Annotated in this window: 12 protein-coding genes; 5 read left to right on the forward strand and 7 right to left on the reverse strand. The window is 70.6% G+C overall.

The genetic code is table 11. The features are described 5' to 3' along the window. Positions 1–57 precede the first annotated feature (57 nt). On the forward strand, positions 58–1,032 hold the full coding sequence (locus CAP_RS29155; protein ID WP_044246940.1) for a serine/threonine-protein kinase: 975 nt from the start codon (positions 58–60) through the stop codon (positions 1,030–1,032). A gap of 4 nt (positions 1,033–1,036) precedes the next feature. Further along, positions 1,037–1,543 (forward strand): endonuclease V, encoded by a 507-nt coding sequence (locus CAP_RS29160; RefSeq protein ID WP_044246941.1) that lies wholly within the window; start codon positions 1,037–1,039, stop codon positions 1,541–1,543. A 76-nt stretch (positions 1,544–1,619) separates the two neighbouring features. Here CAP_RS29160 and CAP_RS29165 read toward each other — a convergent pair whose 3' ends face one another. Further along, positions 1,620–3,053: a pyridoxal phosphate-dependent decarboxylase family protein gene (locus CAP_RS29165; protein WP_044246942.1), complete on the reverse strand. Its 1,434-nt coding sequence runs from the start codon at positions 3,051–3,053 to the stop codon at positions 1,620–1,622. A 102-nt stretch (positions 3,054–3,155) separates the two neighbouring features. Further along, entirely contained in the window at positions 3,156–4,127 is a 972-nt protein-coding gene (locus CAP_RS29170; protein WP_044246943.1) for an alpha/beta fold hydrolase, read from the reverse strand. Between the two features lie 177 nt (positions 4,128–4,304). On the opposite strand from CAP_RS29170, the gene CAP_RS29175 reads away from it, so the two are divergent. Further along, positions 4,305–5,099, forward strand: coding sequence for a hypothetical protein (locus CAP_RS29175; protein ID WP_044246944.1), 795 nt, complete (start codon positions 4,305–4,307; stop codon positions 5,097–5,099). Positions 5,100–5,103: 4 nt separating this feature from the next. On the opposite strand, the gene CAP_RS45790 is transcribed toward CAP_RS29175, so the two are convergent. Then, positions 5,104–6,246, reverse strand: a complete 1,143-nt coding sequence (locus tag CAP_RS45790) for a hypothetical protein (protein ID WP_052376263.1) — start codon at positions 6,244–6,246, stop codon at positions 5,104–5,106. Between the two features lie 109 nt (positions 6,247–6,355). Between CAP_RS45790 and CAP_RS29185 the strand changes: the two genes are divergently transcribed. After that, on the forward strand, positions 6,356–8,527 hold the full coding sequence (locus tag CAP_RS29185; protein ID WP_044246945.1) for a hypothetical protein: 2,172 nt from the start codon (positions 6,356–6,358) through the stop codon (positions 8,525–8,527). Positions 8,528–8,586: 59 nt separating this feature from the next. On the opposite strand, the gene CAP_RS29190 is transcribed toward CAP_RS29185, so the two are convergent. Next, complete coding sequence (locus CAP_RS29190) at positions 8,587–10,317, reverse strand: L,D-transpeptidase (protein WP_156041233.1); 1,731 nt, start codon at positions 10,315–10,317, stop codon at positions 8,587–8,589. A 221-nt stretch (positions 10,318–10,538) separates the two neighbouring features. After that, on the reverse strand, positions 10,539–11,393 hold the full coding sequence (locus tag CAP_RS29195) for an aldo/keto reductase (protein WP_044246984.1): 855 nt from the start codon (positions 11,391–11,393) through the stop codon (positions 10,539–10,541). Between the two features lie 603 nt (positions 11,394–11,996). Here CAP_RS29195 and CAP_RS29200 point away from each other — a divergent pair. After that, on the forward strand, positions 11,997–12,656 hold the full coding sequence (locus tag CAP_RS29200) for a Uma2 family endonuclease (protein WP_044246947.1): 660 nt from the start codon (positions 11,997–11,999) through the stop codon (positions 12,654–12,656). Here CAP_RS29200 and CAP_RS29205 read toward each other — a convergent pair. Further along, the gene (locus tag CAP_RS29205) at positions 12,633–12,947 is read right to left on the reverse strand and encodes a hypothetical protein (RefSeq protein WP_044246948.1); all 315 of its coding nucleotides are present in this window, start codon (positions 12,945–12,947) and stop codon (positions 12,633–12,635) included. The two genes, CAP_RS29200 and CAP_RS29205, sit on opposite strands and share 24 nt — an antisense overlap. 9 nt (positions 12,948–12,956) lie before the next feature. Beyond that, the gene (locus tag CAP_RS29210) at positions 12,957–13,367 is read right to left on the reverse strand and encodes a hypothetical protein (protein ID WP_197041400.1); all 411 of its coding nucleotides are present in this window, start codon (positions 13,365–13,367) and stop codon (positions 12,957–12,959) included. Between the last annotated feature and the right edge of the window lie 200 nt (positions 13,368–13,567).

Consider the following 13,567-nt stretch of genomic DNA (forward strand, 5'->3'; position numbering starts at 1 on the left):
TCGTTCCGGGCACCACGGGTGCCCTCCGCGGCGCGGGGTGGTAGCCTGTGTGGCGCGATGATCATCGAGACGGACGAGGAGGGGGCCGCCTCGGAGCGGGTGGGCACACGGGTCGGGTCCTGGACCGTGGAGCAGGTCATCGGCGTGGGCGGCATGGCGAGCGTGTTCCTCGGCCGCCGTGACGACGGCTGGGTCGCAGCGCTGAAGATGCTGCACCCCCACCTGGCGAGGCACGACGAGCTGCGCAAGCGCTTCCTCCGCGAAGGCCCGATCGGGAGCGCTCTGGCCGCTGTCGGACCTCTCTGCGAGGGGCTCCCCCAGGTGCTGGAGTCGGGAGTGACCGAGGACGGCGCGGTCTACATGGCCATGGAGCTCCTGGAAGGCGAGACGGTGTTCGACCGTATGGCGAACCTCGGCGTCCTTCCCTACGAGGAGGTGCTCGCCCTCGCGGACAAGGTGCTCGACGTGCTCTCGGTGGCGCACGCCCACGGCGTCGTGCACCGGGACCTCAAGCCGGAGAACCTGCACCTCGGGCGCGACGGGCGGGTAAAGGTGCTCGATTTCGGGATCGCGCGGGCCAAGGACGCGCTGCTGGAGGGCCTCGCGGATCTGCCCGAGAAGACGGCCACCAAGACGGGGGTGGCGCTGGGGAGCTGCGAGTACATGGCCCCGGAGCAGGCACTCGGCGACGTGAGAGACATCGACGGAAGGACCGATCTCTTCGGGCTGGGCGCGACGATGTTCCACCTGCTCTCCGGCCGGCTCGTGCATGGCGACGCCGAGGGGACCATGCTGCTCATCGCGGCCGCGACGCAGCAGGCCCCGCCGCTCGCCACGGTGGCCCCCCACGTGCCACCCGCGGTGTGCACGGTGGTGGACCGAGCCATCGCGTTCTCGAAGGGAGAGCGCTACCCGGACGCCGCGACGATGCGCGCCGACGTGCGGGCGCTGCGCACCGGCCGGGCCCCCACGTACGTGCAGGCCATCGCTGAAGGGCAGATCAGGCCAGGAGAGCGCCTGCGCCTGCGCTGACGTCATGATCGCGTGCCTCGACGTGAGCTACGGACAACGAGGCGCCGCTGCCGCGTGCCTCCTGTTCCGCGCCTGGACGGACGCGCACGAGCAGCGCGCCCACGTCGCCCACGTCGCCCCCGTCGCGCCCTACCAGCCGGGAGCCTTCTACCTGCGCGAGCTGCCCTGCTTGATGGCCGTTCTCCAGCAGGTGGAGGCCCCCCTCGCGACGATCGTGGTGGATGGCTTCGTGTGGCTCTCGGCCGAGAGGAGGCCTGGGCTCGGTGCCCACCTCTTCGAGGCGCTCGGCGGCGAGGTGGTGGTGGTCGGCGTCGCCAAGACCGGCTTTCACGGCGCCGAAGGCTTCGCCGAGCCGGTGCTGCGCGGTGTGAGCCGCAAGCCGCTCTACGTGACGGCCTCCGGCACGGACGCGGCGACGGCCGCGGGGTGGATCCGCGCGATGCACGGCGCGCACCGGATCCCCACCCTGCTCCAGCGCGTCGACCGCCTCTGCCGCCAGGAGAGCCCCTGAGACGTACCGTGGGGGGGTGCGACATTTGCGCGATGTTGCGCGATGTTGCGCGATGTTGCGCAATGTTGCGCGATGTTCAGCGCGCGTAGAGGCGGTGGATGTACTCGACGAGGAGGCGATCCCGGACAGCCGGTGGGATCGCGTTCATCAGGTTGTTGATGCCATCCATGCGGGAGGGCATCGTCGTCCCGTCGGTGCCGATCATCGATGCCAGCTTGTCGAACAGATCGGGCGGCGGATCCTGGAAGAGCGCGAGGAGCGGCGCGGGGAGTTCCACTGCGTCTGCCGCAGGCTCCCGGGCGCCTCGCGCAGCCACCGCCTCGCGCAGGTCCACGAGGAACGCCTCCACGTTCGGCGCATTGCCGGCTCCCACCGACAGGTGGATGTTGGGCGGGCAGCTCGAGAACCCGAACTGCGGCTGGATGTACCAGCCCCGCTCCTTCATGTCCTCGGCCAGCGCGAATACGTCGACCGTGCGGCTCGCGAACGAGAGCATGTTCATCCGCGGCTCGCCGAGGACCTCGATGCCCGGAATGTCCGCGAGCCCCTCGCGCAGCCGCTCGGCGGCGGCCTGCGTCCGGCGTACGAGGTCGAGGTACCCTGCCATGCCGAGGTGATGGAGGATCGCCCAGCACGCCGCGATGGGTCCCCCCGACTTCGACGACTGCACCGTGGGATTCACGATGGTGTACCCGATCCAGCCCGACCACGCGAAGATCTGGTACTTCCGCAGATCGCCGTCCTTGTAGAGGATCGCCGACGCTCCCTTCGCCGCGTAGCCGTACTTGTGAAAGTCCAGCGAGAGCTGGGTCACTCCGGGCACCGAAAGATCGAAGTCGGGGATCTCGTGGCCGAGGCGCCGTGCGAACGGCAGGTACATTCCGCCGACGCAGCAGTCGACGTGGAACAGCAGCTTGTGCTTCAGGGCGATCTCACCGAGCTCGCGGATGGGGTCGATAACGCCGAGCGCATAGGAGGGCGCCGACCCCACGATCATGATCGTGTCCGGCGTGATCGCCGCCTCCATCGCCGACGGTGAGGCGCAGAAGGTCGACGGGTCGACGGGCACCACCACCGGCTTCACGTCGAAGTACGCGCACGCCTTGAAGAACGCGGGGTGCGTGGTCTCGGGCAGGACGACCTCGGGCTTCTGGATCTCAGGGCGCACCGCGCGCGCGTGGTCGCGCGCCGTCTTGACCGAGAGGAGAATGCTCTCGGTGCCGCCCGAGGTCATGCTCCCCTTCGCTCCCGGGCCGCCGTTCATCAGATCGATGGCGGCGGCGATGACGTCCCGCTCCATCTCCAGCACCGAAGGGAACGACGTGGGATCGAGGCCGTTCTCGGTCAAGAACAGCGCATTGGCCGCCTTGACGAGCTGCATCGCCTCCGGCCCGGCGTCATAGATGTACGCGAACACCCTCCCCTTGGCCCAGGGGACGTCGCGGGCCTTCTTCTGTTCGAGGGCGGCGAGGAGATCTGCGGGGGAACGCCCCTCGGCGGGAAAGGACATGGGCTTCTACGTCTCCAATCGGTGGTCTCTGCGTCTCTGCGTCTCTGCGGTAGCGCGAGGCGGTGCACCACGGCGCGAGCGGAGCGCGATGCTGCGGGCGCCTCAGCGAGAAGCGCCGAGATCCCGCAGGAAATCGAGCAACAGGGCGTTCACGATGTCCGGCTTCTCCTGCTGCGTCCAGTGGGCACAGTCGGGCACCTGAGCCACGCGCAGGTCCTGGACGAAGGGTCGCATCAGCGCCACGAGATCGGGCCTGAGCACGGAATCCCGCTCCGCCGTCACCATCAGGGCGGGCACCGTGATCAGCGGCGAGGAGAGGTGCCGCTCCTCTTCCCAGGAGAGGTCAGCGGCGCGATACCAGGACAGCCCCCCCCGGAATCCCGTCTTCTGGTAGGTGCCGACGTACACGTCGAGCTCCGCCTCCGTGAGCAGCGTCTCGCCCGGGCCGATGCCGGTGAGCACGCCGCTGTCATCGTCGTTCACGTGCGCGAACGCCAGCATGTCTCCGGCATGGGCCGCAGGGCGCATCAGCTTCTGGAAGGTCAGGCGCACATCGGCTTCGAGCTCTGCCTCGGCCCGGCCCGGCCGCAGGAAGTAGTCCACGTAGAACGGCTTGCCGGTGCGCCCCGAGACCTCCCGGTACGCGGTGGAGAACGGCACAGGGCTCGCCGGAAAGTAGGGCGTGTTGAGGCTGACGACCCGCTCGACCCGCTCGGGGTGCCGCAGCGCGACCTGCCACGCGACGGAGCCACCCCAGTCGTGACCCACCACCACCGCCTTCGGCAGGCCGAGCGCATCGAGCAGCCCGATCACGTCACCCACGAGCAGGTACTGGGTGTAGGCCGAGATCTCGGGGGGCGCCTCCGTGCCCCCGTAACCCCGCATGTCGGGCGCGATGGCATGAAACCCCGCGGCCGCGAGCGCCAGCATCTGATGACGCCACGAGTACCAGAGCTCGGGGAAGCCATGGCAGAAGACGACGGGGTAGCCGGTCCCCGCCTCCGCGACGTGCATCTGGATCCCGTTCGTATCGACGAGACGGTGCCGGACGCCCGAGAGTTCCGTGCTGTACATGGGAGATCTCCTCACCGCCGTGCGGCGGCGCGATGCTAACCGGCCACCTCTCAGCCGTCCATGTGCGAGGCCACCAGCGACCTCGCGCGACCTCGCGCGACCCCGCGCCACCCGCGTGGTCTCCGCCGTCCTCCCCGCCTTCGCGGCCCGCGGCACTCGCCGTGATACGCTGGAGCGATGTTCGTCGTGGCGATCATCGCGCTGCATACGCCCCTCGAAGCCGAGGCAGCGGCGCTCGCCACGGACCTCGGCTCGACGGCCTACGAGCAGCGCCTGCACCTCACCTCCGGCACCCCCGCCGTGGTGCTCACCACGCCGGATCCAGACCGCGCACGCGCGCTGCTCCGATCCGTCCGCGGTCGCGGCCACGAGGCCGTCGCCTTCGACGCGTCGGCCATCGTTCCCAGCGGCGAGATGCTCCCGCTGCGGCGCGGACGCCTCGATCCGGAGGGCATCACCGCCGAGGAGCCCGCTGCCACGCACACCCCCGGAGCCCTGGGGCGCTTGCCCTTCGAGGACATCCTGGCGCTGATCCGCGCCTCCCAGCGCGTTCGGTTGGAGACCACCGTCGAGGTCAAGGAACAGAAGATCGGCCTCGGTCGTGCCGTGACCACCGGCGGCCTGGTGATGACGAAGACCGTGACCCGCCAGCAGACCCGCGTCAGCGACGAGCGCGCCGAGGTGCTCTACCTCTACCGGCGCAGCGGCGAGCTTCCCTGGATCCTGCGAGAGCGGAGCGCCTCCTACACCTGGCTCGGTGATCGGATCGCCCCCGTCAGCCTCCAGAACTTCCGGCAGACCGTCGCCCTCCTGCGCGAGCGCGCCCCCCGCGCCCACTACGACGAGCGGCTCACGGGCCCCCGGCGCGCACTGCCCGCCGCAGGAGAGCCGAGCGCCGCGTCCTCCGACCCGACCGCCGACCTTCTCGCCCACGCGCTGGCCCTCTGGGCATCGCGCCAGGCGCCCGCTTGACCGGTCAGGGCGCGCGCCCCTCCGGCAGGCACGCCCGCAACCCTTCCACGAGTGGCGACGCTTCCTTCTCCAGCCGATCGCGCAGTGCGCGCGACATCTCCACGTGCAGAAACGGCGCCCCCCGACGCCGGCTCACGGCCGCCTGCGCGTTCGTCGTCCCCCCGAGGCGATCGATCTCGTCGGGGAAAGCCCGGACCACGGCCGGCGCGAGGTGGGTACGGAGCACCTCGGCCACAGGCCCGATCTTCAGCTTGGTGCGCGACGCGCTCACGACCATGTCCACCCCGGGCGCCGATGCATCCTTGAAGCCGTGGAGCTGCACGGTCAGGAGTTGCGGCTCCACCTCCAGCAGCGCCTCGTGCGCGCCGAGGAAGTGCGAGCTGGGCGCGTGCGCCACGTCGGAGTCGCTTCCCCCCATCTCCTCGTCCGCGGGCGCCTTGTGCCCGATGCTGGCGTAACGGTGCACGGTGTTGATCAGGAGCGCCCGCGCCCGGAGTCCCTCGAACGCCGCGATGGCGATCGGCAACGTCCCCCCGTCGTAGAACGTGTGGGGAGCCTCCACCAGCACCGGCCGCGCAGGGCCCAGGCGCAGCAAGATCGCCCCCGCTCCCCGCCGCCGATCCGGCGCCTCCACGATGGCGAGCAGATCGTGCCGCCCCGCCACCGCCCTCACCTCGATCCCGTTCCCCAGCAACGCCCCGCCCTCACCCCCGGGCAGCGGCTTCTCTCCCACCCCCGCCACCTCGCGCGCGAGCACCTCGGCTGCCGGCGCCTGCGCACCCATCCCCCGCCTCGCCAGCGCCGCGACGAGCGCCGCGTGACGCTTCACCTCATCTTCTCCCGGCACCACGAACGCGACCTCTCGCCCACCGCCGCGCCGCGCCTCCTTGAGGAGTTCCTCGATGGCGCTTCTCCCCCTGCCGTTCGACACGTCCGCCTCCTCCCCTGGCGATACGCTCGCCGGATCCGCAGGCGCTGCGCTCGCCGCGGAGGCAGCAGAGAGGGTCGGCGCCGCTCCAGCGCCCGAAGCCGCTTCCGAGCCCGTCGGAGGCGTCGCCCCCGTCCCGCCCGACGCCCCGCAGTGCTGACACCCTCCCGCAGCGATCACCAGCGCCGCGCACAGGCCAGCGAGTCCCAGCCGCGCCATCGGAGCCTCTCTTTCATCAGCCCGGAATCATCCGCATCCGACAGCGCCCGTCAAGGATCCCCCTTCCCGCGCAGGGTGATAGCTTCCCGCGGCCTCGACGGACCGACCGATGGATCAGCTCGACCTCTTCGCCGCCGCCTCCCCGCCCCGACCTCTCCCCCGCGACCCTGCCGTGTGGATCGCGCGGCTGCTCCTCCTGCGCGCGCCTGCCCTCGCCGACGACGCCATCGTCCGCGACATGGCCTTCCGCCGCGGCCTCAACATTCTCTGGGCTCCTCCCACCCCCCTCGCTGGAGGCAACCGCCTCCGCGAGGGACGCCTCAGCGGCCACACCGCCGGCAAGACCACCTTCTGCCGCATCCTGCGCTACCTGCTCGGCGAGGAACGCTTCGGCACCGCGCGTACCCAGGAGCGCATCCGCGCGCGCTTCCCCGAGGGCTGGGCCGTCGGCGAGATCGTCGTCCGCGGCGACCGCTGGATCGTCGGCCGCCCCTTTGCCCTCGGCCTCCACCCCTTCGCCGTGCGCGGCGCGTCCGTCGCGCAGGCCCTTGCCCAGCGCGGCCCTTACCAGGACTTCCTCACCGCCCTCACCGACGCCACCACTGCCACCCTGCCCGTGCGCGCCTTGCCGCACGCCCGCCGCCCCCTCGACTGGCCCCAGCTCCTCACCTGGATCGCCCGCGATCAGGAGGCCCGCTTCGCCGGCATCGTCGAGCTGCGCCACCCCGGCAGCGAGTCCTCGAGCCCGAGCCCAACCATCGCCGACCGCCACGTCGTCCTTCGCGCCACGCTCGACCTCATGTCCGACGAGGAGCGCACCCTCCAGCAGGAGCAGGAAGACCTGGCCGACCGCCGCAAGCGCATCGAGAGCGAGGGCGCCCTCCTCCGACGCCGCGCCGACGAGGATCGACGACGCCTCGTCTCCCTGCTCGCGATGGCCCCCGACGAGGGTGAAGCCGGCCCCCTCTTTGCGACCCGCCTGCGCGAGCGCGTCGCGAGCCACCGCGCCGCCCTCGAAGGCGAAGCCATCACCCTCGCTCCCGAGGAAGCCGCCGCGGCGGAGATCCTCGACGCAGCCACGCGCGCCGCAGGCGAGCTTGCCCTCCGGGATCACCAGCGCCGCGAAGCCGAAGCCGCCCTCGCCCAGCACCGCGCCCGGCTCTCGGCCCCCGAGCCCAGGACATCCCCTTCCACCGAGGCGGCCCCCGCGGCCCCCCTCGCCCTCCAACCCCACCCGCCCCCCAGCGTCTCTCTCGCCCTCCAGCCCCACCCGCCCCCCGACGCTCCTCTCGCCGCACCACCCGGCCCCCGCGCCGCCGGGCGCTGCAACGTCCCCCTCACGACGGCCCTCGCCCGCGGCTGCCCCCACGCCGCCACCGAGGCCGAGACCCACGCCGCCCACGCCGCCCTGCCCCTCTTCGCTGCGACCTTCGCGCGCCCGTCCTCCACCCTCTCGCTCGCCCCTTCAGATCACCACGCTACCGACGCCGGACGGACGGACAGCCACCCCCGCCAGCTCCCCGCCGACCACCTCGCCGACCACCTCGCCGACCTCGAAGCGCGTGCCGCCGCGAGCCACCAGGCGTGGCTCGACGCTGACGCCGCGGGCCGCGCTCTCCACGACGCTTACCTCCAGAAGAACGCCGCCGTGCAGTCCCTCCGCGCCCGTCTCGCCGAGGGCCGCGCCGCCCTCGCGGAGGCCGAGCGTCTCCACGGCTACGCCAGCGCCTCGCTCGATCTGGTCCAGGACCACGAGCAGGCCCTCGCCCGCGTCACCCGCGCCACCGAGGCCCTTTCCAAGCGCAAGTCCCAGCAGCAGCGACAGCACGGCGAGGCCCTCGCCTGCTTCTCTGCCCGCTTCCACGACGTCGTCCAGGCGCTCCTCGGCCGCGACGTCATCGGCCGCGCCGACGTCCGCGCTGGTGAGCTTGGGCTCCACATCAGCGAGCACGGAGAGCGCGACGGCGCCGCCATGGAGACCGTCAAGGTCCTCGCCTTCGACCTCGCCGCCCTATCCCTCGGCGCCGAGGGCTCCGGCCACTTCCCTGGCCTCCTCATCCACGACGGCCCCCGCGAAGCCGATCTCGACAGCCTGATCTACGAGCGCCTCTTCCTCTACGCCGAGGAGCTCGAAGCCCGCTCCCCCGGCGAGCCCTCCTTCCAGTACCTCGTCACCACCACCGCACCTCCCCCCGAGCGCCTCCAGCGAGCCCCCTGGCTCCTCGAACCGCGCCTCGATGCCTCCACCCCCGAAGGCAGACTCCTCGGCCTGGATCTCTGATCCACGCGGCCGGGCCTCTCGCCCACGCGCCGCCCACCGCGCGGACGGTTGCGGACGATTTACTGCCCGTGGATCACGATCCGCGTCGCGGGCCCCATAAGCTTGCTGGGGCGCACGGAGTTCCACCCCTCCGGCAGCGCGGGCAGCGTCCACCCGAAGAGCCATTCCCCGTCGAGCGGTGACACGTTCAGGCACTCCGCGCTCCGCAGGTGCCCGAAATCCTCGTGCCAGTAGGTCACGTGCAGTGCCAGCGGCGCGTGCACGTACTGGATGTGCGGCACGTCCGAGAAGAAGAAGACGCTCGGCGCACCCTTGTCCGGCGACATCGTCGCCACCTTGTCCTTCCACTGGAACGCGAAGATCCCCGTCTCCGTCGTCGCGAAGCGCTTCGGATCGTTCCCCTTCACCGGCACGCCGCCCTTCCCCGCCGACCACAGCGTCGTCCACACCGGCCTCAGCCCCTCGTACGCCACCATCGTCCCCGGCAGGATCCGCGCCTCGATCCACTTCTCGTCAGCCCCGATCGAGCGAGGCAGCCGCTCTGCCGCCTGCACCACGCTCACCGCCTCCGACTCCGCGAGCCACCCCCCTTCGCGGCTCTCCCAGTGCCGCACTTTACCCACCAGCGCGCTCTTGCCCGTCAGCGCCACCAGCGTCTTCGTCGCCCACGCCTCCCCTCCCCCCGGCGCCATGAACACCCCCTCTCCCCCCCTCACCAGCTTCTTCACCAGCGCCCCCCGGATCCACGCCGCTGGCAGCGACGCGCCCTCCCCGCCCCCGCTCCCCTCCCCGCCCTTCCCCAGCAGCACCCCGTGAAACGCCGTCGGCTTGTACGGGAACACGCGGTCCGCCGGCACGAGCAGGAGGTCCGGCGTCAGCAGCCACGTCCTCCCTGCTGCCGCGAACGCCTTCACGTACGCAAGCCCGGATCCCGCCGGGATGGTGCGCACCTTCGCCAGCGCCTTCGGGTTCCATGGACTGCCCGGAATGCTCCGGTGATCCCGGAAGTACTCCGGCACCTCCGCCGTCGCCTGGATCGCGTCTCCCTCCGCCGTCGACACCAGCCGCTCGTGTCCCTCCGACCACTTTCCGAGCGGCTTGAAGGTGCGCACCGGCCCCAGATCGAGCTCCGCGTTCCGCTGCTCCTCGACCGTCGGCACCCGCGAGTACATGGGCGCCCCGGTCGAGAATGCATACCTGTACGGCAGCGCTCCCGGCCCTGGCGAAAGCTCCGCGAGTGCCTTCCAGTACGCCGAATCGAAGTCGAACGTCGTCGTCTCGTCCGCGCACACGTAGCCCAGCGGCTCCACCGCATACCAGCGCGCCGGACACCCTCCACCCGGGACCGGCTCGCGCGACTTCAACGCGATCGACGTCCCGAACCGGATCGACCCGATGGGCAGGTGGTTCTTCGGCCGATCCGGCGTGGACCAGATGTGCGTGATCCACTTGACGCTCCCGATGCGGGGACGGCCATCGTCGACCCGTACCGCCCCCCCAGCCGCCGCGGCCACGGCCGGTACACGCGCCACCGCACCGGCCGTGGCGCTGCTCGTGACACTGACCGTGACCTCCCTCCCCAGCGCCGGCTGCGCTCCTGGCATCCCCTGCGGCACGGCTCCCGGTGTCGCGTGTCCCCCTGGTGCTCCTGAGGCGACCGCCGTCATCCCTCGGGCGACCTCACGCGGGGCACTGGCGCCTGGTGGGTAAGGCGTCCCGTCAACACACGACACCTGGAGGATGACGACGCCGACCCCGAACGCGCGCCTGGGCACCACGATCGCATTCATGACCCGGCCACCGCCCCGCGGAAAGAGGGATCACGTACCCAGAACCCCCTTGAGACGCGCAGGGCGATCCATGTGCCAGGAGACGTCGATGCCCGGGGCCCCCGCAGGGCTCGCGACGAACCCCACGTCCCAGGCCCTGGAGTGGCGCTCACCGCTGGCCACGGGGGTAGCGACCATCGGAAGGCAGGGGCCGACAGGCCCCGACCCAGGGTGCGCAGTCCTCAGAACGTCGCCTCGATGGCGGCGACGTCGGAATTCGACAGCGACACGTCGCCGGCGGCGGCGCTATCGCGCACGCTCTCCTCACGACGCGCCCCGGGGATGGGGATCACCACCGGGCTCTTGGCGATCATCCAGGCCAGGACCAGCCGGTGCGACGACATCCCCTGCTTCTCGGCGAGGGCAGCGAGCGCCTTCATGCTCCCGAGTGACCGCGCGCCGCTCGCGCCCCCGAACGGGGAGTAAGGCAGGAACGCGATCCCGTGCTTCTCGCACGCCGCGAGTACCCCGTTCTTTTCAGGGCTCCTGTCCTGTGGGTTCCAGCGGTTCTGCACGCTGGTGATGGGTACGATCCGGAGCGCCTCCTCGATCTGCGCCACGCTCACGTTCGACAGCCCCACCCGCTGCACCTTGCCTGCCTCGCGGAGCCGCGCGATCGCCCCGACGCTCTCGGCGAAGGGCACGTTCACGTCGGGCGCGTGGAGCTGGTAAAGCGCGATCTTCTCCACCTCCAGCGCCTTCAGGCTCGCCTCGCAGGCCGCCGCGAGGTGCTCGGGCCGCCCATCGCGCCTCCAGTCCCCGCTGGGCCTCACGAGCCCCCCCTTGGTCGCCACCAGGACCGACTCGCCCCGCCCTTTCAGTGCCTTCGCGATGAGCCGCTCGTTGTGCCCGATGTCGCGGTGATCGAGGCAGTACACATCGGCCGTATCGATGAACCGCATCCCCGCATCGAGCGCTGCGTGGATGGTGCGGATCGCCTGCGCCTCGTCCGGGCGCCCCTGGATCGACATGTACATCCCGCCGAGCCCCACCACGCTCACCAGGGGCCCGTCTTTACCCAGCTTTCGCTCCTGCATCTGCGCGTCTCCTTCGTGGATCAGCCTCCGCGGCACCCGAAGCCCCGTCGGCTGCCGACGTCCTAGCGCATCCAGCCCCATCCGACGAGCGACGCATCCCGCCACCCCGCCACCCCGTATTACCGACACGCACATCATTACGTTCGTCGAAACCGCTCCGCCCATCCTCCGACCCACACCCCCCACCTGACGCCCGACACCCCTGCTGCCACTTCCGACACCCTCCCCCCCAAGAAACCTGCGCCAATTCCCCTGCTTCTCGCATGGCACGCCGCTCGCTCATCGGCCCTGCATGCATTCGAGCCGACGCTCTCTCCGCGCCCACGGCAGCCGCCCCGGCGCGCTTCTTCCTTCTCCTCTCAACCTCTCCACCAATCCTCCCCCACTCCCCGTAACTCCTCAGCGGAGCCCTCCCCTCCTCCCCGAGGTCGCGGTCTCCATTTGCCACCCATTCAAGGAGAACACTCAATGGCTTACCCGTTCGAACCACTCCCCATTTCAGAAAACAACGTCACGCCTTTCGGCAATCGCCATCTCCGGAAAGCGCCATCCCTCGCCCCCTTCTCCCTTGCACACGCTCCCCACCCCCTTCAGGTTGAGACCATGGCAACTGACGACGCTCCCCCATACCCCTTTTCAGCTTCCGCCCTCCCTGGCGGCCCACTGAGCGACGAGCCGCCCATGGAGACCGTCAAGCACGTGCAGCAGATGAAACTTCTGCTGGACCTCATCGAATGGGCATTCCGCGATCGTGACGACGTTTTCGCCTCCGGCAACATCACCATCGACTTCAGCCCGAAGCAGCTCCGCCGTCAGGATTTCCGCAGCCCCGACGTCTTCGTCGTCCTCGGAGCTGCACAGCGCCCGCGCAATAGCTGGGTGGTGTGGCAAGAGGGAGGCAAGTTCCCGGACGTGATCGTGGAGCTGCTCTCCAGCAGCACCCGCGAGAAAGATCTCGGCCCGAAGAAGGACATCTACCAGGATGTCTTCAAGACCCCCGAGTACTACGCCTTCGATCCCGAGACCGAGGAACTCTTTGGCTTCGAGCTGGTGGAAGGCCGTTACCGCAAGCGTACCCCCGATGCCTCGGGACGGCTCTGGAGCAAGGCGCTCGGCCACCACTTCGGCATCGAGCAAGGACTGCTGCGGCTCTACACTCGTGAAGGGCTTCCCGTGCCCACGGGCATGGAGCGCGGTCTGCGCGCCGAAGCCGCCGAGCGGCAGCTCACGCAGCTCGGCCTAGCCGTTCCCGCGACCGGCTGACGACGAGGCACTCGTCCGCTCCACCCAGACCAGCCCCTCGACGCCGTCCACGTGGGCCTCGACCATGCCGGGCGTCAGCTCGCTCGTCGCCATCCAGATCACCTCACGCGTCGTGGCGTCATAGACACGCACCATCGCCATGGCCCCCTCGCCCTCCGGCTCGGGACGCGGCAATGGCCCTGGGGCCGGAGGCGCCGGCTTGCTCTGTCGCAACGGGGGGCGCTGCGGCTGCGGACGGACCATCCACCAGACGACGAATCCGAGCGCAATCAGCAGGAGGAGCTTTCCCATGGACGCGCGTTACTTCGTGAAATTCCCGGTGCAGAGCCACTCGCAGCCGCACACCTGCAGGTGTCGCCCTCCCCCGATGCACGCGTCCTGAAACGCGGCGCTCGCTGGAGGTGGATCGCAGTCGGGCACCGCCGGCTCGCAAGGTTTCATCTGACCGCTCGCGTCGTAGTAGCGCTTCGGATCGCGGCTCACGTCGCCCGTGCAGAGCGAAGAGCAACCACACTGGACGATCCGGTAGCCACCGAGGGCGCAGCGATCGGAGAACGCCAGGTCTGGAGCAACAGGTGGGCAGGAGGCCTGCGGTGGCGTGCAGGAGAGCGCGGTCCCCCGGGCGTCGTACACCTTCGTCGGGTGGAGGGCCTTGGAGGGTGTCGGCGCCAACAGCGGCTGGTCAGGTGACGCCGACGTCGACTCCGGCATCGGCGGCGCATCGGCAGGGCGATCGGTAGCCCCACATGCCCCGAGTCCCAGGCTGCAGGTGCCAAGGCACAGGAGGAGCGAAGCGCCCCTGGGTGAAAACGAGACGTGCACGCGCCGCAGTGTACAGCGCTTGCCCCTCCCGCACGCCCTCCTCGTGCCAGCGGCGCGTGACGGGCCAGCCCCACGGCAGCTCCGACCGC

The organism is Chondromyces apiculatus DSM 436, from assembly GCF_000601485.1.
GTDB lineage: Bacteria > Myxococcota_A > Polyangia > Polyangiales > Polyangiaceae > Chondromyces > Chondromyces apiculatus.